The following is a 20,341-nucleotide window of genomic DNA, read 5'->3' as shown; positions in this document are numbered from 1 at the left end:
GTCCGCCACAAGGGACGCGGACGTGCCCCCTGGGGCATGCCCGATCAGACGGCGGCGTGCAGCCAGCGGACCGGAGCGCCCTCGCCCGCGTAGCGGAACGACTCAAGCTCGGCGTCCCACTGCTTGCCCAGCAGGCGATCGAGCTCCTCCTCCAGCACCACGCGGCCCTGACGGGCCATCAGCATGGCGGAGCGCAGCCGGTCCTCCGGGATCAGGATGTCGCCGTTCGCCCCGACCACGGCCGTGAAGGCGCCGAGGGAGGGGGTGTAGGCGTGCCGGGTCCCGTCGGCGCCCGGTGAGGCGTCCTCGGTGATCTCGAAGCGGATCCGCTGCCAGCCCATCAGCGACGAGGTGATGGCCGCCGCGGTACCGACACGGGCCTCCCACTCGGCCTGCGCGCGCACATGACCGGGCGCGGCGGGCTGCGGAGTCCAGGTCAGGTCTACGGGCACGCCAAGGACACCTGCGACCGCCCATTCAATATGAGGGCACAGCGCAGGCTGAGCCGAGTGGACGTAAAGCACGCCACGAGCAGACACCGGACCTCCCGTTTCGTACGAGGTGCGCCTTCCCCAACGGCCTCATACCAGGATGATCACAAGTGACTGAAGGAGAGACTACCGTCGGTCGTGACGTCGCACCAGAGGGGGGTCATACCGAGATGTTGTGCCGTGGGCACTTGGCCAGGGCGTCCTCGGGAATGAAGAAAACCCCGTCACCTGGTGATCGCCCCCGGAGGACCAGATGAATACCGGCATAGAACGGGTCGAACCCATCCCCGGTTCGCCCGCCCTGATCAGAAAAGGTCAGCTGCTGACCGACGCCGCGGGCCTCGCGGCCACTGCCCGCTGGGCCGACGCCGTCACCGAGATCGGGGGAATCCACCGGGTGCGTCTGTCTCCGGGCGTGGACGTCTGCGACCTGGTGGCGTCGGTACGGGCGCGGGGCGTGCGCGCCTCCGCCAACCACATCCTGACGGGCCAGCCGCTCTACTTCGGGGGCCCCGCCTCCCGCCCCTTCCCCAGCGCCGCCCTCCCGGCGCCCGAGCCCGCCCCCACCGGGCGCGCGGCGGGCGCCGTGACGGTGGTACTCGCCGACACCGGCCTGGCGGAGCACCCGTGGTGGCAGGGAAGCCCGTGGTTCCTGGAGCGGGGCCGGGAGGCCGACGAGGTGCCCGACTCCGACGGCGACGGCGAACTGGACCTCCAGGCGGGGCACGGCACGTTCATCGCCGGGCTGATCCTGCGGTCGGCCCCGTCGGCGCGGCTGCGGCCGATCCGGGTGCTGGACGGCCACGGCGTCGGGGACGAGGCCGGGCTGCTGCACCTCCTGGAGCGGCTGCGGGCCGACCCGCCGCAGGTGCTCAACCTGTCCTTCGGCGGGCACACCTTCGACGACCGCCCCTCCCCGCTCGTGGAGGCCGCCCTGGAAGCACTGGCCGGTACGGTCACGGTGGCCTGCGCGGGCAACACCGCCTCCGACCGCCCTTTCTGGCCCGCCGCGTCACCCGGGGTGATCGCCGTCGGGGCACTGGATCCGAACGGCGGGGCAAGGGCCCCGTTCTCGGCGTACGGAGCGTGGGTGGACGCGTGTGCCCGCGGTGAGTGGCTGTCCAGCACCTTCCTCGAACACGGGGCGTTCAACGGCTACGCGCGCTGGAGCGGGACCTCCTTCGCCACCGCCCTGGTGAGCGGGGCGATCGCCGCCGCGTGCGTGGACCGGCCCCAGCAGGAGGCCGTGAAGCACGTCCTCGATCCGGCGAGGACCAGGCGGATCCCCGATTTGGGAGTCGCGGTGCCCACGCCGGGCTAAAGTCTCACCCAGAGCATTCACTCGAACACGTAAAGTGTTCTCCGTGATTCCGGAGGTGCGGTGAGCGACCAGCGCGAGATCGACGCCGTGCCGGTGGACGACCAGGTGGCCTGGGACGCGCTGGTCACCCGTTTCACGGGGCTGCTGTGGTCGGCCGTGCGTGCCTACGACCTGAGCCCGGCGGACGCCGCCGACGCGGTGCAGGGCACCTGGCTGCGGCTGCTGGAGAGCCTGCACACCATCCGCGACCCCGACAGGATCGGCTCCTGGCTGTTCACCACGGCCAAGCGTGAGGCGTCCCTCCTGAGCCGTCGGCACCGGGGCGAGCGGCTGGTCGCCGACCTCTCCGACGGCGAGCACGCGTGGCTCGCCCCGGCGGGCGCAGCCCACGCCGATCCCGTGCTCGCCGTGCTGAGCGCCGACGAGGGCCGCCGTCTGTGGCAGGCCGTCGACGAGATGCACGAGCCGTGCCGGTCGCTGTTCCGGCTGATGGCGACTGCCCCCGACGCGGGTGTCCACCAGCTGGCCGGGCGCCTGGGCATGCCCAGCGGCAGCTACGGCCCCACCAGGGGCCGCTGCCTGAGCCGGCTCCGCACCATGCTCATCGCCCGGGAGGCGACATCGTGACGCGACATCCGGCGGCGATCGACGACGAGTCCCTGATAGCCGCGCTGCGCCTGGCCTCGGGAAGTGACCCGGTGCCCGCGCGGGTGACGGCCGCCGCCCACGCGGCCTTCGGCCTGCGGCTACCCGACGCCGTTCAGGCCCGCTCCGTGGTCACGTCCGTGCCGCGAGGCGTCCGGTCCACCGAGGGGGCACGGCTGCTGAGGTTCACCGTGGCCGAACTCACGGTGGAGTTGGAGGTCACCTCCCTGGACGGCCTGGTCGACCTCGCGGGCCAGATCTCCCCCTGCCCAGAGGCGGGCACGCTGGTCGATATCCGCACCCTGCACCTCACGGAGTCGCGTGTGCTGTCCTCGACTGGCCAGTTCGCCGTCACCGGTCTGCCACCGGGCTGGTTCAGCGTGGTGTGCCACCGCCCCGGGTGCTCCCCCGTGGTCACCACCTGGACCCGGATCCGCCCGTAGGTGACCTTCCAGGAGGCGCTCACCGACGCCGAGCACGCGCTCGACCTCTCGGGCAGCGACCCGGCCCGCGCCCTCGCTCTCGCCCGCAGTGTGCTCGCCTCGCTTCCCGCGTCCTGCCGGGCGGATGCCCCGGTCGGCGACGCGACGGAGAGCAGCACGACGAGGAGCGATGCGACAGAGGGCAGCGCGACGAGGAGCGGAGAGCCGAAGATCGGCGCGTCGGAGGACGAGGGGCCGGAGGGCGGAGGGCCTGCCGAGCGCCTCGCGGGGTGCGGGCACTGCGAGACGGAGGCGGTGGCGCACAGGGCGGTGGCGGTGGCGGCGCGCGAGCTGGGCGACCTGCCGTTCGCCGAGGAGCACCTGCGCCGGGCGGTGCGGATAGCGCTCTCGGCGGGGCTGCCGCACCGGGCGGCCCAGGCGCGGCTGTCACTGGTCCACGTCCGTACGGAGCTGGGTCATCCGGAGCAGGCGCTCGCCCTCGCCTCCGACGCCGAGCCCGGCCTCACCCCGGCGGAGGTGGGCAAGCTCGGCGTGCACCGGGCCGTGGCCCTGGCACGGCTCGGCCGCTACCGCGAGGCCGTCGACCACTGCGACCGGGCCGTGCGGGTCCTCGGCGGCGATGTCAGGTTCCTGGCCGGGGCGATGCTGAACCGCGGGCTCGCCCGGGTGTTCCTCGGAGAGTTGGGGGCGGCGGAGGCCGACCTGAGCCGGTGCGCGGAGCTGGCGAGGGGCGCGGGCCTGGAACACGTTCTCGCGCTCGCCGAGGGCAACCTGCCGTTCCTGGCCGCACGGCGCGGCGACCTGCCCGCCGCGTTCAGCGCCTACCGGCGCGCGGAGAGCGTCCTGGTCGGCTACCCGGAGCGGCTGGCGACGGTGCGCTGCGACCTGGCCGAGGCCCTGATCGCCGCCCATCTGCCCGGCGAGGCACGGGTCCTGCTGGAGGCGGCGGTTCCCGAGCTGGCCGCGGCGGGCGCCGGGACGGCACTGGCCGAGGCCCTCCTGCTGCTCGCCAGGGTCGAGTTGCGCACCGGTGATCCGCGCCGCGCAAGGGAGAGCGCGGACCTGGCCGCCCGCGAACTGGCCGCGCAGGGGCGGACGATCCTGGTGCCGGTCGCCGAGGAGATCCTCCTGCGGGCCCGGCTCGCGCTGGAGTCGCCCACGGCGGAGCTGGCGGCGACGATGCTCTCGTGCGCCGACGTCCTCGGCGCCGCCGGGCACCAGGACACCTCGGAGGCGCTCAGGCTCACCGTCGCCGAGGTCTCCCTCGGACTGGGCGATCGGCCCTCCGCCGAGCACCAGCTCGACCTGCTCTCCCGTTCGGGCCACGGGGTGGTCGCCCTGCACGCGACGGCACTACTGCGTTCCCTGGCGGGAGACCGGCGGGGAGCGTTCGCCGCGGTGCTGGCCGGTCTGGCGGAGGTGGGCGCCGAGACGAGGACGTTCGAGGATCCGGTGGTACGCGCGCACGCCGCCAGGGCGGGTGAGCCGCTGGCCCGCTTCGGGCTCGCCCTCGCCGTGCGGACCGGGCGGGGCCACGCGGTCCTGGCCTGGGCCGAGCGGTGGCGGGCGGTCACCGGGGGCGCCGGCCGGCCGCTCGCGCCCCGCCCGGCCGCGCTGCGGGCGGCACTCGGGGAGTCGGTCCTGGTGGAGTTCGTCCGCCACGAGAGCGACCTGGCCGCCGTCGTGGTCACCCGGGACCGGATGACGCTGCGCCGCCTCTGCCCGTTTCCCGCCGTCGCCGAGGCCACCGTCCGCCTCCGGTACGGGCTGCGCAGGACACACCTGCTCGACGGAAGGGCCCCCGAGCCCGGTGCGGAGGCCACGGAGTTGGAACGGCTCCTCTTCGGCCCGCTGCGTGATCGGCTGGCCGACCGGCCACTGGTGATCGTGCCGACGGGGATGCTGCACACCCTGCCCTGGCCACTGCTGCCGATGAACGCCGATCGGCCGGTGACCGTGGCGGCCAGCGCCGCCGCCTGGCTGGCAGGGCGGCGTGTGCCGTCCGTACGGGACGGGAGGGAGGAGGCGGTGCCGATGGCGGTGGCCGGACCGGGACTGCGGTACGCGGAGGCCGAGGCCCGCATGGTCGGCGAGTGCCATCGAGGCACGGAGCGGGTGGCGGCGCGGCGGGCGGAGGTGCTGGCGGCACTGGAGCGGGCCGACGTGGCCCACCTGGCCGCGCACGGGATGTTCTCCCCGCGCAGCCCGCTGCTGTCGAGCATCGACCTCGACGACGGCCCGCTGATGGCGTACGACCTGCTGCGGCTGCGCACCCCGCCCGCTCTGGTGGTGCTGTCGGCGTGTGACGCGGGAATGGCGCACGCCCCCGCGGACGGGGCGCCCCTGGGGCTCGCGGGCACGTTTCTGTCGCTGGGGACGCGGTGCGTGGTGGCGAGCCTGGTGCCGGTGCGCGACGAGGAGACGCTCGCGCTGATGACCGCCTTCCACGAGGCCCTCGCCGCCGGTGACCCGCCCGCGCGGGCGCTGGCCGTCGCGAGCGGGAGGACCGGCGTAGCGGGCTTCGTCTGCTTCGGCCGCGGGGATGAGCCGCCTTGGCCGACCGGGAAGGACCGGCCACCTGAGGCGACCGGCGAGGAGGGAGCGTGACGGTCAGCCGGCGGCGACCGGCCGGGAGGGGTCGCTCACCCAGTCCGACCACGACCCGACGTAGAGCGCGGCCGGGACGCCGGCCACCTCCAGGGCCAGCACCTCGTGCGCCGCCGTCACGCCGGACCCGCAGTAGGCGCCGACCGCGACCCCGGGGACCGCGCCCAGGGTGTTGAAGCGTTCGCGCAGAAATTCTGGCAGGTGGAAGCGTCCGGAGGCGTCGACGTTCTCACCGGTGGGGGCGCTGACCGCGCCCGGGATGTGCCCGGCGACCGGGTCGATCGGCTCGACCTCGCCCCGGTAGCGCTCGGCGGCGCGGGCGTCGAGCAGCACCCCGTCGGCGGCGAGTTCGCCGGCCCCCGCGGCGTCGAGCAGCGGCATCCCGCCCGGCCGCGCCTCGAAGTCGCCTGGCTCGGGGCTGCTCTCCTCGGTTGAGACCGGCAGGCCCTCGGAGATCCAGGCGCGCAGACCGCCGTCGAGGACCCGCACGTCGGAGTGGCCGAAGTAGCGCAGGAGCCACCAGGCGCGGGCGGCGGCCGCGGTGGAGTCGGCCCCGTCGTAGACGACGACGGTCCGGGAGCCGGACACGCCGAGCCGGCGCATCGCCTCCTGGAAAGCCTCGGCGGAGGGCAGCGGATGGCGGCCTCCGCGGCCCCCCTGCCCGGCATGGGCCGTCAGGTCGGTCTCCAGGTCGCAGAAGACGGCGCCGGGGATGTGCCCCTCACGGTAGGAGTCGATCCCGGCCGGCCCGGTGGGCGAGACGGCGAGCTTCCAGCGCACGTCGAGGACGCTCACCTCGGCCAGGTCGGCCAGTTCGGCGGTGGTGATCAGCGGATTCATCGAAAATGCCTCCAGCGTGCGGACCCCGAATTCAGCCGCGGGGCGCATGTCAGCGGGTGCTCGTCTCCAGAAGGGGAACATACTGCTCGGCGGGGGTCAGCGAGCCGTGACAGCCGAGGAAGCTCGCCTCGTGCGGCTCCGCGACCGAGGCGACGATGGCGCAGTCGGTGTAGGGAACGGCGAGGACGTCACCTATCCTGGGCAGCCATTCGCGGCGGACGTCGGGCCCGAACCAGCCGGACTCGACCGCCTCCTGCCGGGACGCCACCCACGCCTTTCCCGCGAGGACCTCGCGCCAGGTGTCGAGGACCGCCGCCGAGGCGCCGGGGGCGGTGTAGAGATGGCGAGCCCTGCTCTCCCCTCCGAGCATGGCGACGCCCTCGCGCAGCGCGGGAAAGGTGTCGACGTCGACGCGATCGGCGACGTTGATCATGCCGTGGTCGGCGGTGACGTACATCGCCGAGCCGGGCGGGAGCGTTTCCGCCAGCCGCTCGGCCATCCGGTCGACCCGGGCGAGCTGGTCGAGCCAGGCCGGGGAGCCCCAGCCGGCGACGTGGCCGATGGAGTCAAGATCACCGTAGTAGACCGAGACGTGGGCCCGGGGCTCGGCCAGCGCGTGGCGGACCCCGGCGATCCGGTCGTCGACCTCGTCGGCCCCGACGAAGCGCACGCCCCGATAGACGGCCCTGTTGAAACCGGTGGTCTCGAACCTGGCCGGGCCGACGTAGCTGACCCGGACGCCGGCCGCCGCCGCGCGCTCGTACACGGTGGGGGCCGGCTGCCACGCGCCGGGCTCGACGGGGGGACCGGGGGCGGTCCAGCGCAGGCAGTTGAGCAGGTAACCGGCGCCGGGCACGGCGAGCTGGTAGCCGAGCATGCCGTGCCCGCCCGGCGGCAGGCCGGTGCCGAGGGTGCTCAGACTGGTCACGGTGGTGGCGGGGAAGCCCGCGGTGAGCACCCCACCGGACATGGACGACAGGAACGGCGCGACGCCGGGATGGGCGCGGAGCAGCTCGGCGCCCATCCCGTCGACGAGGAACAGCAGGACCCGCTCGGCGGGGGCGAGATCCAGCGGGTTGTCGCCGCCCACCCCGACCGCGGCGAGCAGTGAGGCGGACAGGTCCGCGAGCGAGGCCGTCCCGTACGCGGGGACCAGGGGGTTCACGAGGCGGTGCGGGCGGTGGCCTCCGACAGTGCCTTGGCGAAGGCCAGCACGTGGGAGACGGCCTCCGGCCCGTCCGCCGCCTCGCTCACCCGCAGGGAGAGATCGTCGGCCGTGATGGCGCCGGTGTATCCGTGGTCGGACTCGCAGTTCTCGTCGCCGCAGGTGGCCGGCTCCAGATCGACGTGGGAGATGGCTCCCCAGCCGATGGTGAGCGTGACCTCCGTGGGCGGCACCCCCGGCACGTAGGAGGCGGGGTCGGGGACGACCCGGGTGACCGCGACCGACTGGATTCGGCTGAGGCGCACGGCCTCGGTGGTCGTGGAGGCGTGGGAGGCCGAGACTCCCTCCACCGCGGGGTGCTCGTCGGTGTGGCAGACGAGCAGCCGGGTGGGCGAGAGCACCAGCACGGTGACGTGCCTGCGCACCTCCATGGCCGGGTCGAAGGTGGCCTCGTGGTGCACGACGTAGGCGCCCACCTGCTCCTTGCCGAGCGCGGACTCGACCGCGTCGGCGACCAGGTCGGGATAGTAGCCACTGCGGTCGATGGCGTCGCGCAGGCCGGCGGACGAGAGTCGGGTTTCCCTCATGGGTCCATCCTGCCCTGTCCGGGGCGGCGCTTTCACCGGGAGTACGTGAGCTTCGGCCCGCGGTGCAAATCGTGATGCGGTCCGCCCTCGCCTTTTTCCGGCCGTGAAAGCGTCATCGGGGGGTGATCCCGGTGCCGCCGGGCCTCCGTTGCCGGCCGCGAATTTCCCCTCCACCCGGTTTGACGCGACCCTTTCCGGGTTACCGGGAGCGGTAACGGGCGGGGGTGTGCGGCGCCCTGAGCAGCAACAACGGGCGATTTTATTTATTTTCCGTCTTGTTCACATATCTGGGATTTTTTCATCACTCCGGAATGGGAAGCGGTGAATCCCTACCGGAATAGGGGGCGAGAGAACATGGCCGGAGAAGGTCGGGATTCAGCAGGACGGCCTGTCCCAGCGCCGCCCGACCCGCCGAGCCGGACCCGGCCGTGTCTGCCGACCTCGCGGGGCCGGACCCGGCCGGCGTGGCGTACCGGCCTCTCGCGCCTCGCGGCGGCCGTCCCGGTGACCGTCGTGACGGCCGCCATGACGACCGCGGCGGCGACCGCCGTCGGCCCGTCCCTCTCCGGGGCGGGCTTCCCCGGCGACCTGATCCTCACCACGGTCCACGACGGCCCGTTCGAGGCGGGTGACAGCGGCACCTTCTCCATCGATGTCACCGCGAGACCCGACTCCGCCGGGATCACCCGGCCGACCAGGGTCACCTACTACTTCCCCACGGGCCTGACCCCGGTGCGCGCCTCGGGCACGGGCTGGAGATGCCGGATCACGGCGGGAATCGTCGACTGCGACACGCGCGACCTGGTGGCGCCCGGATTCCAGCTCCCCCGGATCACGGTCGGCGTGGCCGTGTCGCGGAACGCCTCGGGAACGCTCACCGCGTCCGGCAGAGCCGCCCATGCCGCCCATGCCGTCCAGGACGGCATGGACATGGTCGATCCCGGCACGGGCGACGCCATGGAGACCGGTCCCGCGCCCGCCACCGTCGCCAGCACGGTCCAGATCATCCCCGCGACCCGGCGGACGGGTTAGCCCCGCGTTCCGTACGTGCCCCACAGTGCCCTGGCCCTCGCGGCGGATCGGATGTGGCCGCTGAGCGGTGACGAAGCGGCATGTGCGCTAGCCGAGGCGCCGGGGACCGCCGTCCGGGCGCGGGCCCTCGTGACTGCGGAGCACGGCGCGGGCACCCAGCACGATCACCCCCGACTCCCCCACCAGCACCGGGTCGAGGGTGAGCCGCGCCACCTCGGGAAGGTCGTCCGCCAGCCGCCCGAGCCGGACCAGCAGGTCCTCCAGTGCCTCGACGGCGACCGGCGGGTAGCCGTACTCGCCGAGCAGAAGGGGTGCGGCGCGCGGCGACCTCACCAGCGCCGCGGCGTCCTCCCTGGTCAGCGGGGCCAGACGGTACGCCTCGTCGCGCAGCAGCCGCGCGGTGATCTCGCCGAGCCCGAAGGAGACCACCGCGCCGAAGGCGGGGTCGTCCATCACACCGGCCACGGTCGGCACCGCGGGCTGCGGGGCCATGCGCTGCACCGCGAGCACGGCACCGGGTTCGAGCTGGCGCTTCAGGTCGGCGTAGGCGTCACGCACCCCGTCGGGACCGGACAGCCCGAGACGTACGGTCCCGGCACGCTTGGCCGCCTCGGGATCCGCGGCCTTCAGCACGACCGGCCAGCCGAGCTTCGACGCCACCTTGACCGCCTCCCGCGGCGACCCCACCGTCTGCGACGGCCAGACCTCCACCCCGTAGTGGGCGAGCAGTTCCGACGCGTCGATCTCGGCCGGGGTGTCCGCGAGCGTCGCGAGCACGAGGTCCCGCGCGGCGCCGAAGTCGATGCCCTCGACCTCCTCGGGCAGTCCGGCCGGCTGCTCCAGCCAGCGCGCGTGCCGCACGACGTGGGCGAGCGCGCGGACCGCCTCCTCCGGTGCGGCGTACGAGGGGATGGAGCCCCTGCCGGGTACGGTGCCGACCCGCAGCTCGTCGAGCATGCCGATCTTGCCTTCGAAGGTGGCGAGCACCGGTTTGCCGCAGTCGCGGGAGGCGCGCAGCAACTCGGCGGCGACCTCCGCCCCGTCGCCGGGGATGGGCGGCATGTAGATCGCGACCACGGCGTCCACGTCCGGGATCACCGAGGCGAGCGCCGTACCGAACTCCTCCGCGCAGGCCCGCGCGCCGAGGTTGACCGGCGGGCGGGGCTCCAGGCCCATCCGCACGCAGGCGTCGGCCGCGAGGAGCGCCATCGCGTCGGAGTTGCTGACCAGTCCCACCCTGGGCCCGGCGGGCAGCGGCTGGTAGGCGAGCAGCTGCGCCACGTCGAACTGCTGGATCAGGTCGTCGACCCTGATCACCCCCGCCTGCTCGAACAGCGCACTGAGCGCGGTGTCCGGCAGGCCGAGCACGGGTGCGGCGTGGCCGGTGGGCACGTTCTGGGTGGTGCCACCGCTTTTGACGACCACGATCGGCTTGCGGCGCGAGATGCGCCGCGCGAGGCGGGCGAACTTGCGAGGATTTCCCAGCGACTCCAGATAGAGCAGGATCACGTCGGTCCGCGGGTCCTCCTCCCAGTACTGCAGCAGGTCGTTGCCCGACACGTCGGCGCGGTTGCCCGCCGAGACGAACGAGGAGATGCCCATGCCGCGCTGGGCCACCCGCTGCAGCAGCGCGGTGCCCAGGGCTCCCGACTGGCTGAAGAACCCGACCCGTCCGAGGCCGGGGAGGGTGGCGGCGAGCGTGGCGTTCAGCCGTATCGCGGGGTCGGTGTTGGCGATGCCGAGGCAGTTGGGACCGACGACCCGCAGGCCGTACGCGCGGGCGATGCGCGCCAGCTCGTCCTGCCTTGCCCGGCCTTCCTGACCGGTCTCCCCGAATCCGGAGGAGACCACGATCAGCCCGCGTACGCCCTTCTCCGCGCACTCCTTGACCACGTCGATCACCCCGTCGGCGGGCACCGCGAGCACCGCGAGGTCCACCTCGCCGTCGATGGCCGTCACGCTCGGATAGGCCCGCACCCCCGCGACGGCCCGCGCCTCTCGGTGCACTGGGTAGACCGGGCCGGTGAAGTCGGCGCCGAGCAGGTTGCGCAGCACGGTCTGGCCGACGCCGCCCGGTTCTCGGCCCGCTCCCACGACCGCCACCGAACCGGGTGAGAGCAACCGCTCGATGGAACGGGACTCGGCACGGTGCTCGCGGGAGGCGGTCACCTCCTGGGCGGTCTCGGTCGGGGTGAGGTCGAGGGTCATCCTCACCACGCCGTCGGCGAAACGGCTCTGCGCGGTGTAGCCGACCTGCTTGAGCACCGCCATCATCTTCTGGTTGGCGGGCAGCACGTCGGCGACGAAGCGGGCGATCCCCTTCTCCCTCGCGGTGGCGGCCAGGTGTTCCAGGAGTACGGAGGCGACTCCTCGGCCCTGGTGGGCGTCCTCGACGAGGAAGGCGACCTCCGCCTCACCGGGCTCGATCCGGTCGTAGCGGATGACCGCCACCATCTCGGTGCCGATCGTGGCGATCAACGCCACCCGGCTGTCGTAGTCGACGTTGGTGAACCAGGTGATCTCCCGCTCCGACAACCGCGGCCGGGGGCCGAAGAAGCGGAAGTAGATCGACTCGTCGGACAACCGACCGTAGAAGGAACGCAACCGGTCGGCGTCGGCGGGCCGAATCGGGCGTACGTGGGCGGTTCCACCGTCCGACAGAACGACGTCCGCCTCCCAGTGAGCGGGATACTGAGCAGCCTCCACAGTCCCGAGAGTAGACGTGAATCTCACATAACAGACCACTCGGGCGAATTCACGCAACGCTTGTGCATCGACTGTGGTGCGGTGTCCGGTCAAGGCCCCATACGCTGGCCGGAAGCTGTTAAGTTTTTCGCGGTTACAGGCACGGCCAGAGGTATGGCTTGAAGCATGTCTAGAGGCAGGTCGGCATCGAAGGCAGCAAGGTGGTGACATCATGACGCGGGTGGTCGTGGTGGGCGATCTCATGACCGACGCGGTCGCGCGTGCTCGCTACCCGTTGGCCCGGGCCAGTGACACACCGGCGATCGTCACCATGCACGGCGGTGGTTCGGGCGCCAACATCGCCTCCTGGCTCGCCGTCGAGGGCACCGAGGTCGCCTTCATCGGGCGACGTGGCGCCGACATCACGGGCCGTAACCGCGACATGGAGCTGATGGGGTACGGCGTCGACGCCCGTCTCGTCATGGATCCCGAGCGCCCGACCGGCACCTGCGTGGTGCTCGTCACCCACAAGGGCGAGCGCACCATGCTGTCCGACCCCGGCGCGAACGCGGCGCTGTCGCCCGAGGACCTGCCCCGCGACCTCTTCTCCCAGGGCGGGCACCTGCACCTGTCCGGCTACACCCTGATCAACGAGGGCTCCCGCGACGCCGGCAGGGCCGCCCTGGAGATGGCCCGCCGTGCGGGGATGTCCGTCTCGGTCGACTGCTCATCCTCCGCTCCCCTGGAGCGCACCGGCGCCGAGCCCTTCCTGGAGTGGACGCAGAGCGCCAAGCTGCTGTTCGCCAACGCCGACCAGGCGAAGGTCCTGACCGGCCGCGACGACCCCTCCGCGGCCGCCAAGGTCCTCACCGCCTGGTTCCCGCAGGTCGTCGTCAAACTTCGCGACGAGGGCGCGCTCTGGTACGCCAACAACCGCCCCGAACCGATCAAAGTCCCCGCCGAGACCATCGAACGCGTGGTCGACGGCACCGGCGCCGGTGACGCCTTCACCGCGGGCTTCCTCCCGGCGTGGCTGGGCGGCAAGCCCCCGGCCGAGGCCCTCGCCTCCGGCTGCCACCTCGCCTCCCGGGCCATCTCGCACCTCGGCGCCCGCCCCCGCCTCTGACCCGTCCCTCGCGGGTTCACCGATCTTGAACGTGCGGCAGACCTGGTCCCGCGTTCCGCACGTGCCCCCGGCTCCCCCTGAGGCGATTACCCGCCGCACCGATCGGACATCGCCGCCGAATCGCGACGACGCGGAACGCGCTCATCACGGATCAGAACGTCGGATTCGAAAAACCCCTTGACCAGGCTCAAAACCGCCTGCCGTTATTGGCTGTTCCATTGTTTCCCGAGGTCGGAGTAGCGACTGCCGCAAGGGGCATGCCGTCTCGGTGAGTGAGTCTTCGGAGTCCGGTCATCGTCATGATGACGGGCTCGCGCAGCCCCCGGTGGAGCCGGAGCCCGAGCTTGAGGACGCCTTCGACCGTCTGGTCAGCGAGGGTTCTGCGCGGTTGGCGCGGCCGTGGCCGACGTTGGTGGTGACCGGCCTGCTGGGTGGGATCGACGTCGGCACCGGGGTGCTGGCGTACCTGCTGGTCAAGGAGGCGACCGGGTCGGCGATTCTGGCCGGGCTGGCGTTCAGCATCGGTTTCGTCGCGCTGTTGCTGGCCCGTAGCGAGCTGTTCACCGAAAACTTCCTGGTACCGGTGGCCGCGGTCGCGGCCCGCCGTGGATCCGTGGGTGAACTGGCCAGGTTGTGGGCGGTGTCGCTGGTGGCCAACCTGGCCGGCGGGTGGGGAGTCGCCTGGTTGATCATGCAGGCTTTTCCCCGGCTGCATCGGACGGCTGTGGAGGCCGGCAACCACTTCGCGGATCTGGGGACGAACCTGCATTCGTTCTCTCTCGCGGTGCTGGCCGGCATGGTGATCACGTTGATGACCCGGATGCAGCACGCCACCGACGATCTCGGGGTCCGGTTGGTGCCCGCCGTGTTGTTCGGCGCTCTGCTGGCCGGTGGTCAGCTGTTCCACAGCGTGCTGGACTCGATCCTGATGTTCACCGCCCTGATCACCGGCCAGGCTCCGTTCGGTTACCTCGACTGGTTGGCGGCGTTGGGCTGGGCCGTCATGGGCAACCTCGTCGGCGGTGTCGGTCTGGTGACCTTCCTGCGGCTGGCGCGGGTGCCACACCGCCTCGCCGAGGAACGCGCCCACCACGACTGACAACGTGACACGGCCGTCCACCGGACCAGACTTACTCGTCTAGCTGGTGACCGCGAGGGCGAGAGGCAGCACGGCGGGGGCTCCGGCGTGACGGAGCAGCGCGGCTCCCAGCGTCATCGTCCATCCGGTGTCGACCAGGTCGTCGACGAGCAGGATCGGGCCTCCGGCCCCGGCGACGGCCGCCCCCAGGGCGGCGGGCATGGCGAGGGTGCCCCGGATCGCCTGGACGCGCTGCGCGCTGTTGAACTGCCGTCCGGGCGAGCCCGACCGATAACCGAGGTCGCCCAGGTAGGACAGGCGCCCCACCTGGGCGAGCCGCTCGGCCAGGCTACGGACGAGTTGGGGACGGCTTCCCGAGGGCACCGCGACGACGCCGACCGGTCGCCGGCCCCACTCCCAGGACGAGAGCACCTTGATCACGGCGGCGAAGACGTCGTCGGGGACCGGCCCGTCGGAGGCGCCGTCGGCGAGGAGGCCCCGCAGGCGGTTGCCCCAGCCGATGTCGGTGAGCCTGCCCAGCACCCTCCCCGGCTCGGCACCCAGCTCCGGCTTGATCCTGCCCTTGAGGTCGGCCAGCCCGGTCGGCCACTGCCTGCGGGCCTCGATGTCCACTCCGGGCCGCTGGAGCCGGTCGGCGGCCGACCGTACGGCCCGCTCGTCCACCTCGGGCGAGCGGTGGCCGCCGGTGCAGTTGTCGCAGCGCCCGCAGGGTGAGGCGGTGTCGTCGTCAAGACGGCGGCGCAGGAACTCCTCACGGCAGCCGGTGGTGTCGAGGTAGTCGAGCATGGCCCGCTGCTCGGCCTCCCGCTCGGCGGCGACCCTGGCGTAGCGGGGGGCGTCGTACGCCCAGGGCTCGCCGGTGGACTCCCAGCCGCCCTTGACCCGGCGCACCGCGCCGTCGACGTCGAGGACCTTCAGCATCGTCTCCAGGCGGCTCCTGCTGAGGTCCACCCGGTTCTCCAGGGCGGCCGTGGACATCACGCCGCCCTCCTCAAGCGCAGCCAGCACGGCGCGCACCACGGGCTCGGGAGGGAAGGCCAGCGAGGCGAAGTAGGCCCAGATGTCGCGGTCCTCCGCGCCGGGCAGCAGGATCACCTCGGCACGCTCGACCCCTCGGCCCGCACGGCCGACCTGCTGGTAGTAGGCCACCGGGGACTGGGGTGCGCCGACGTGCACGACGAAGCCGAGGTCGGGCTTGTCGTAGCCCATACCGAGCGCGGAGGTCGCGACCAGCGCCTTGATCTTGTTGTCCAGCAGCGCCTGCTCGGCGGCGAGCCGCTCGGCCTGCTCGGTCTGCCCCGAATAGGCGATCACCTCATGGCCCTGCTCACGCAGGTAGGCGGCGATCTCCTGGGCGGCGGCCACGGTGAGCGTGTAGACGATGCCGGAACCCGGGAGCTCGTGCAGCGTCTGGGCGAGCCAGGCCAGACGCTGCTCGGCGCCGCGCAGGCGCACGACCCCGAGGTGGAGGCTGTCGCGCTCCAGCGCGCCGCGCAGCACGAGCGTCTCCTCGCCCATCTGCTCCGCGACGTCGCGGGTGACCCTGGCGTTGGCCGTGGCGGTGGTCGCGAGGATCGGCACGCCCTCGGTGAGCTCCTCGAACAGCGTGCGCAACCGCCGGTAGTCGGGGCGGAAGTCGTGACCCCAGTCGGAGATGCAGTGGGCCTCGTCGACCACGATCAGGCCCGCGCTCTCGGCCAGCTCGGGCAGCACGTGGTCGCGGAAGTCGGGGTTGTTGAGCCGCTCGGGGCTGACGAGCAGCACGTCGACCGCGCCCTCGGCGACCTGGTTGTAGACCTGCTCCCACTCCTCGGGGTTGGCGGAGTTGACCGTGACCGCGGTGATCCCGGCGCGTTCGGCGGCGGCGATCTGGTTGCGCATCAGGGCCAGCAGCGGTGACACGATGACGGTCGGCCCCTCGCCCAGCTCGCGCAGGAGCGCGGTGGCGATGAAGTAAACCGCCGACTTGCCCCAGCCGGTGCGCTGCACCACGAGCACCCGGCGCCGGTCCATCACCAGTGCCTTGATCGCCGCCCACTGGTCCTCGCGCAGCCGGGCGTGCTCCCCGGCGAGCGCCCGCAGCCGCTCCTCGGCCTCTTCGCGCAGCATCAGCTCTTCGCTCACCCGGTCATTGGTACCAGGTCTCGCCGACTGTTTTCCCCCGGTACGGCACACGCGTGCCTCCGCGCGGTGTCGGGAGCTGGGGACCTGACGGGCTCCGCGCCGTGATTTGATGCATCCACTATGGACGTCACCACCTGGTATCTCGAACAGACCTCCCGCTCGGACCTGCTGCCCGCCAAACCTCCGTCGGTCGAGGTCGACATCGTCCGCGCCGAGCTGCCCTCGCCGGAGTTCAGCCGGTTCCTCACCACGGCCGTCGGCGGAGACTGGCACTGGACCAACAAGCTTCCGTGGACCTGGGACGAGTGGGCCGACTGGCTCGCCGGGGGCGTGGAGACCTGGGTGGCCTACCATCGCGGCACCCCCGCGGGCTTCGTCGAACTCGCCCCCCAGGACGACGCGACGGTCGAGATCACCTCCTTCGGCCTCCTGGCGTGGGCGATCGGCCAGGGCATCGGCGGTCACCTGCTGGAGGTCGGCACGGCCAGGGCCTGGGACCTGGCCGACCGGCAGCCGGAGCGGGAGCCGACCCGGCGGGTGTGGCTGCACACCTGCTCACTTGACAGCCCGGTGGCTCTCGCGAACTATCGGGCACGCGGTTTCAGGGTCTACGACACCAGGGTGAACGTGCCCGGCGACGAACACGAGGGCGAGACCCCCGGCCCCTGGCCGGGAGCGGGTCCTCGGACCCGCGTTCTTCCCGCCCTCGGCACCCCGCCAGGACGGCCCCAGCACCCACGGGCGGACCGGCAGGAACGGCTCTGACACCCGCGGGCAGGCCGTAAGGCCCGGAAGTGTCGGACGGGCTGGGTATCGTATCCAGTCCCGGTACGATACCCGGTCGCCCCCGTCACCGGCCTCCCGCCGGACATCCCGGTCAAGGCTCCCCGGGGAGCCGGCGCCAACGGTTGGACCACGAAGACAGAAGGAGGATGCGCCTCCCCCCGCCTGACGGCCGGGGCACGCGCGCAGGAAATCAGATGGCTCGACGGACGACCACACCCCCGACAGACGAGGGCTTCGAGGAGCGGATCGTCGACATCGACGTTTCCACCGAGATGCGCACCAGCTTCCTCGAATACGCATACTCGGTCATCTACCAGCGTGCGCTGCCGGACGCCAGAGACGGCCTCAAGCCGGTCCAGCGCCGGATCCTCTACTCGATGAGCGAGATGGGCCTGCGGCCCGACAGGGGCCACGTCAAGTCCTCGCGCGTCGTCGGCGACGTGATGGGCAAGCTGCACCCGCACGGCGACACCGCCATCTACGACGCGCTGGTCCGCATGGCCCAGCCGTTCTCGATGCGTCTGCCGCTCATCGACGGGCACGGCAACTTCGGCTCCCCCGACGACCTGCCCGCCGCGATGCGCTACACCGAGGCCCGGCTCGCCTCGGCGGCGATGGCCGTGGTCCAGTCGATCGACGAGGACACGGTCGATTTCAAGCCCAACTACGACGGCCAGGAGACCGAGCCCACGGTCATGCCGTCGGCCTTCCCCAACCTGCTGGTCAACGGTGCCACCGGCATCGCGGTCGGCATGGCCACCAACATGGCGCCGCACAACCTCGTGGAGGTCGTCGCCGCCGCCCGCCACCTGATCAAGAAGCCGGACGCGACGCTCGACGACCTGATGCGGTTCGTCCCCGGCCCCGACCTGCCCACCGGCGGCACGATCATCGGTCTCGACGGCATCCGCGACGCGTACGCCAAGGGCAGGGGCACCTTCCGGATGCGCGCCAAGTGCGCCATCGAGCAGGTCAGCCCTCGCCGCAAGGGCATCGTCGTCACCGAGCTGCCCTTCAACGTCGGCCCCGAGCGGGTGGTCACCAAGATCAGGGAGCTGGTCACCGCCAAGAAGCTCCAGGGCATCTCCGACCTCAAGGACCTCAGCGACCGGCACAAGGGCCTCAGCCTGGTCATCGAGATCAAGAACGGCTTCATCCCCGAGGCCGTGCTGGAGGAGCTCTACCGGCTCACGCCGATGGAGGAGACCTTCGGCATCAACAACGTCGCCCTCGTCGACGGCGAGCCGCGCACGCTGGGCCTGCGCGAGCTGCTCCAGGTCTACGTCGACCACCGCATCGACGTGGTCCGCCGACGCTCGCTCTACCGCCGGCGCAAGCGCGAGGAGCGCCTGCACCTCGTCGAGGGCCTCATCGTCGCCCTGCTCAACATCGACGAGGTCATCCAGGTCATCCGCTCCTCCGACAACTCCGCCCAGGCCCGCGAGCGCCTGATGGAGATCTTCGAGCTGTCGGAGATCCAGGCCAACTACATCCTCGACACCCCGCTGCGCCGCCTGACCCGCTACGACAAGCTGGAGCTCGACCGCGAGAGCCAGACCCTGCGCGACGAGATCGCCGAGCTGACCGCGATCCTGTCCTCCGACGACAGGCTCCGCAAGGTCGTCTCCGACGAGCTCGCCCAGGTCTCCAAGACCTTCGGCACCCCGCGCCGCACGGTGCTGCTGGAGTCCTCAGGGGTCGCGAGAAACGTCTCGGTCCCCCTGGAGGTGGCCGACGACCCCTGCCTGGTGCTGTTCTCCTCCACCGGCCTGCTGGCCCGCACGTTCGACGCCTCGCCGCTGGCCGGCGACGGCGAACGCTCGGCCCACGACGTGCTGGTCTCCGTCGTGCGGAGCACGGTCAGGGGTGAGGTGGGCGTGGTCACCAACCAGGGGCGGATGATCCGGGTCCAGGTCGTCGACCTGCCCACGCTGCCCCGTTCGAACAACCCGCCGTCGCTGTCGGGAGGCCACCCGGTCGCGGAGTACGTCACCTTCAACCCGGGCGAGACGGTCGTCGGCATCGGCTCGCTCGATCCCGAGGGGCCCGGCCTCGCGCTGGGCACGGCGCAGGGGGTGGTCAAGCGGGTCGTCCCCGACTACCCGGCCAACCGCGACGACTTCGAGGTGATCACCCTCAAGGAGGGTGACACCGTGGTGGGCGCTGTGGAGCTGGAGAACGAGAACCACGATCTCGTCTTCATCACCTCCGAGGCCCAGCTGCTGCGCTACTCCGCCTCCATCGTCCGCCCGCAGGGCCGCCCCGCGGGCGGCATGGCCGGTGTACGGCTGGACGGCGACGCCGTGGTGATCTGGTTCGGCGCGGTCGATCCCGCCCGCGAGTCACAGGTCGTGACGATCGCCGGTTCCTCCACGGCGCTGCCGGGCACCCAGATCGGCGGCGCCAAGATCTCCGACTTCGCCGAATACCCGCCGAAGGGCAGGGGCACCGGCGGGGTCCGCGTCCAGCGCTTCCTCAAGGGCGAAGACATCCTGCTGCTCGCCTGGGCCGGTCCCGGCCCGGCCCGCGCGGTCTCGGCCGTCGGCAAGCCCGTGCCTCTCCCCGAGGAGCTGGGCCGCCGTGACGGCTCCGGCGTACGGCTCACCCACACCGTGTCGGCCGTGGGCGGCGCCCTCGGCTCCGAAGGCGGCGAGGAGGGCTCCGAGGCGGCTCCCCCGCAGGAGTGACCCCCGCCCGCGAGAAGGGCCCCGGGGATTCCGCGTGATCCCATGAGGCGGTCGGCGAGGTTTCCCGCGGAAGGCCCCCGCGTCACGCGGCAGCAGTGGCGCGGCGGCCTTCCGCGGGAGACGCCATCGGTGCGGAGGCCCTGAGATCGCTCAGGACGGTCAGTCGACGCACAGGCAGAACGGGTGCCCGGCAGGGTCGAGAAAGACCCGGAAACCCTCATCCTCGCCCGGCTGGTAGGGGTGTTTGGACGCGCCGAGCGCCAGCACCTCCTTTTCCGCCTCATCGAAGTCCTCGACCGTCACATCGATGTGAAACTGCTGGGGCCGTTCGGCGGTGGGCCACTCCGGTGGCCGATGGTCGGGAACCCGTTGGAAGCAGAGCCGCCCTGGCCCATCCCCGGTGACCACCACCCAGTCGTCCTCGACTCCGGCGATCTTCCAGCCCAGAAGGGCACTGTAGAAGTCGGCCAGTCGCCTGGGATCTGGACAGTCGAGGACGATCGACCTCAGCTGCGCGATTCCCATGTTTCCTCCTGATCTTGACACCGGTGAAGATCTCATGGCGGTCTCGCCGGAAGCCTCAGGTGCGTTCCGTGCCGACCGGGCCCGAGGCGCGGGGGGGGGCGGGGGGGGGGGGCCCCCCCCCCGGGCCCCGCGCCGGCTTAGGGCCCCCCCGGGGCCGCAGCCCCGCCCGCCCCAGATC

The 20,341-nt window shown here is 72.2% G+C and carries 16 protein-coding genes; 9 read left to right on the top strand and 7 right to left on the bottom strand.

Annotated elements, in window-relative coordinates:
- Positions 1-44: 44 nt before the first annotated feature.
- On the bottom strand, positions 45-539 hold the full coding sequence (locus ACIBH4_RS34160) for a DUF3145 domain-containing protein (RefSeq protein WP_344918407.1): 495 nt from the start codon (positions 537-539) through the stop codon (positions 45-47).
- A gap of 205 nt (positions 540-744) precedes the next feature.
- On the opposite strand from ACIBH4_RS34160, the gene ACIBH4_RS34155 reads away from it, so the two are divergent.
- From ACIBH4_RS34155 to ACIBH4_RS34140, 4 genes are read left to right on the top strand one after another with little or no spacing between them, the layout of a single operon-like run.
- On the top strand, positions 745-1,812 hold the full coding sequence (locus ACIBH4_RS34155) for a S8/S53 family peptidase (protein ID WP_362516560.1): 1,068 nt from the start codon (positions 745-747) through the stop codon (positions 1,810-1,812).
- Positions 1,813-1,872: 60 nt separating this feature from the next.
- A complete protein-coding gene (locus ACIBH4_RS34150; RefSeq protein ID WP_362516562.1) occupies positions 1,873-2,439 on the top strand; it encodes a sigma-70 family RNA polymerase sigma factor in 567 nt (188 codons plus the stop codon).
- Positions 2,436-2,900, top strand: a complete 465-nt coding sequence (locus ACIBH4_RS34145) for a hypothetical protein (RefSeq protein WP_362516565.1) — start codon at positions 2,436-2,438, stop codon at positions 2,898-2,900. The genes ACIBH4_RS34150 and ACIBH4_RS34145 overlap by 4 nt, the downstream gene beginning before the upstream one ends.
- Complete coding sequence (locus tag ACIBH4_RS34140; RefSeq protein WP_362516567.1) at positions 2,901-5,507, top strand: CHAT domain-containing protein; 2,607 nt, start codon at positions 2,901-2,903, stop codon at positions 5,505-5,507.
- A gap of 3 nt (positions 5,508-5,510) precedes the next feature.
- Here the strand turns inward: ACIBH4_RS34140 and ACIBH4_RS34135 are convergent, their stop codons facing one another.
- Genes ACIBH4_RS34135 through ACIBH4_RS34125 form a run of 3 tightly spaced genes read right to left on the bottom strand, consistent with a single transcriptional unit; the run spans position 5,511 to position 8,099 of the window.
- Positions 5,511-6,347: a sulfurtransferase gene (locus ACIBH4_RS34135; protein ID WP_362516569.1), complete on the bottom strand. Its 837-nt coding sequence runs from the start codon at positions 6,345-6,347 to the stop codon at positions 5,511-5,513.
- Positions 6,348-6,396: 49 nt separating this feature from the next.
- Entirely contained in the window at positions 6,397-7,512 is a 1,116-nt protein-coding gene (locus ACIBH4_RS34130) for a nucleotide pyrophosphatase/phosphodiesterase family protein (RefSeq protein WP_362516571.1), read from the bottom strand.
- The gene (locus ACIBH4_RS34125; protein WP_350945965.1) at positions 7,509-8,099 is read right to left on the bottom strand and encodes a DUF5998 family protein; all 591 of its coding nucleotides are present in this window, start codon (positions 8,097-8,099) and stop codon (positions 7,509-7,511) included. The genes ACIBH4_RS34130 and ACIBH4_RS34125 overlap by 4 nt, the downstream gene beginning before the upstream one ends.
- Before the next feature lie 504 nt (positions 8,100-8,603).
- On the opposite strand from ACIBH4_RS34125, the gene ACIBH4_RS34120 reads away from it, so the two are divergent.
- Positions 8,604-9,131: a hypothetical protein gene (locus ACIBH4_RS34120; RefSeq protein ID WP_362516574.1), complete on the top strand. Its 528-nt coding sequence runs from the start codon at positions 8,604-8,606 to the stop codon at positions 9,129-9,131.
- A gap of 87 nt (positions 9,132-9,218) precedes the next feature.
- Here the strand turns inward: ACIBH4_RS34120 and ACIBH4_RS34115 are convergent, their stop codons facing one another.
- Positions 9,219-11,837, bottom strand: coding sequence for a bifunctional GNAT family N-acetyltransferase/acetate--CoA ligase family protein (locus tag ACIBH4_RS34115; RefSeq protein ID WP_362516576.1), 2,619 nt, complete (start codon positions 11,835-11,837; stop codon positions 9,219-9,221).
- Between the two features lie 211 nt (positions 11,838-12,048).
- On the opposite strand from ACIBH4_RS34115, the gene ACIBH4_RS34110 reads away from it, so the two are divergent.
- Both ACIBH4_RS34110 and ACIBH4_RS34105 read left to right on the top strand, forming a co-directional pair.
- On the top strand, positions 12,049-12,942 hold the full coding sequence (locus ACIBH4_RS34110; protein WP_362516578.1) for a sugar kinase: 894 nt from the start codon (positions 12,049-12,051) through the stop codon (positions 12,940-12,942).
- A 268-nt stretch (positions 12,943-13,210) separates the two neighbouring features.
- Positions 13,211-14,041, top strand: coding sequence for a formate/nitrite transporter family protein (locus ACIBH4_RS34105; protein ID WP_362516580.1), 831 nt, complete (start codon positions 13,211-13,213; stop codon positions 14,039-14,041).
- Positions 14,042-14,080: 39 nt separating this feature from the next.
- On the opposite strand, the gene ACIBH4_RS34100 is transcribed toward ACIBH4_RS34105, so the two are convergent.
- Complete coding sequence (locus tag ACIBH4_RS34100; RefSeq protein WP_362516596.1) at positions 14,081-16,150, bottom strand: RecQ family ATP-dependent DNA helicase; 2,070 nt, start codon at positions 16,148-16,150, stop codon at positions 14,081-14,083.
- A gap of 135 nt (positions 16,151-16,285) precedes the next feature.
- Here ACIBH4_RS34100 and ACIBH4_RS34095 point away from each other — a divergent pair, with 135 nt between their 5' ends.
- Both ACIBH4_RS34095 and ACIBH4_RS34090 read left to right on the top strand, forming a co-directional pair.
- A complete protein-coding gene (locus ACIBH4_RS34095) occupies positions 16,286-16,930 on the top strand; it encodes a GNAT family N-acetyltransferase (protein ID WP_362516582.1) in 645 nt (214 codons plus the stop codon).
- 215 nt (positions 16,931-17,145) lie between these two features.
- Complete coding sequence (locus ACIBH4_RS34090) at positions 17,146-19,638, top strand: DNA topoisomerase IV subunit A (protein WP_362516584.1); 2,493 nt, start codon at positions 17,146-17,148, stop codon at positions 19,636-19,638.
- 159 nt (positions 19,639-19,797) lie between these two features.
- Here ACIBH4_RS34090 and ACIBH4_RS34085 read toward each other — a convergent pair whose 3' ends face one another.
- Positions 19,798-20,163, bottom strand: coding sequence for a VOC family protein (locus ACIBH4_RS34085; RefSeq protein ID WP_362516586.1), 366 nt, complete (start codon positions 20,161-20,163; stop codon positions 19,798-19,800).
- Positions 20,164-20,341: the final 178 nt, after the last annotated feature.

The sequence above is a fragment of the Streptosporangium sp. NPDC050284 genome (genome assembly GCF_044459525.1).
Lineage (GTDB): Bacteria > Actinomycetota > Actinomycetes > Streptosporangiales > Streptosporangiaceae > Streptosporangium.
Note: the sequence above shows the minus strand (reverse complement) of the source record. Positions and strands in the feature narration are given on the sequence as shown.

What these genes read in the sequence shown, in the direction of transcription:
- ACIBH4_RS34135 (WP_362516569.1), bottom strand. Translation starts at nt 6,347, where the DNA reads ATGAATCCGCTGATCACCACCGCCGAACTGGCCGACCTGGCCGAGGTG.
- ACIBH4_RS34125 (WP_350945965.1), bottom strand. Translation starts at nt 8,099, where the DNA reads ATGAGGGAAACCCGACTCTCGTCCGCCGGCCTGCGCGACGCCATCGAC.
- ACIBH4_RS34110 (WP_362516578.1), top strand. Translation starts at nt 12,049, where the DNA reads ATGACGCGGGTGGTCGTGGTGGGCGATCTCATGACCGACGCGGTCGCG.
- ACIBH4_RS34155 (WP_362516560.1), top strand. Translation starts at nt 745, where the DNA reads ATGAATACCGGCATAGAACGGGTCGAACCCATCCCCGGTTCGCCCGCC.
- ACIBH4_RS34090 (WP_362516584.1), top strand. Translation starts at nt 17,146, where the DNA reads ATGGCTCGACGGACGACCACACCCCCGACAGACGAGGGCTTCGAGGAG.
- ACIBH4_RS34100 (WP_362516596.1), bottom strand. Translation starts at nt 16,150, where the DNA reads ATGCTGCGCGAAGAGGCCGAGGAGCGGCTGCGGGCGCTCGCCGGGGAG.
- ACIBH4_RS34085 (WP_362516586.1), bottom strand. Translation starts at nt 20,163, where the DNA reads ATGGGAATCGCGCAGCTGAGGTCGATCGTCCTCGACTGTCCAGATCCC.
- ACIBH4_RS34095 (WP_362516582.1), top strand. Translation starts at nt 16,286, where the DNA reads ATGGACGTCACCACCTGGTATCTCGAACAGACCTCCCGCTCGGACCTG.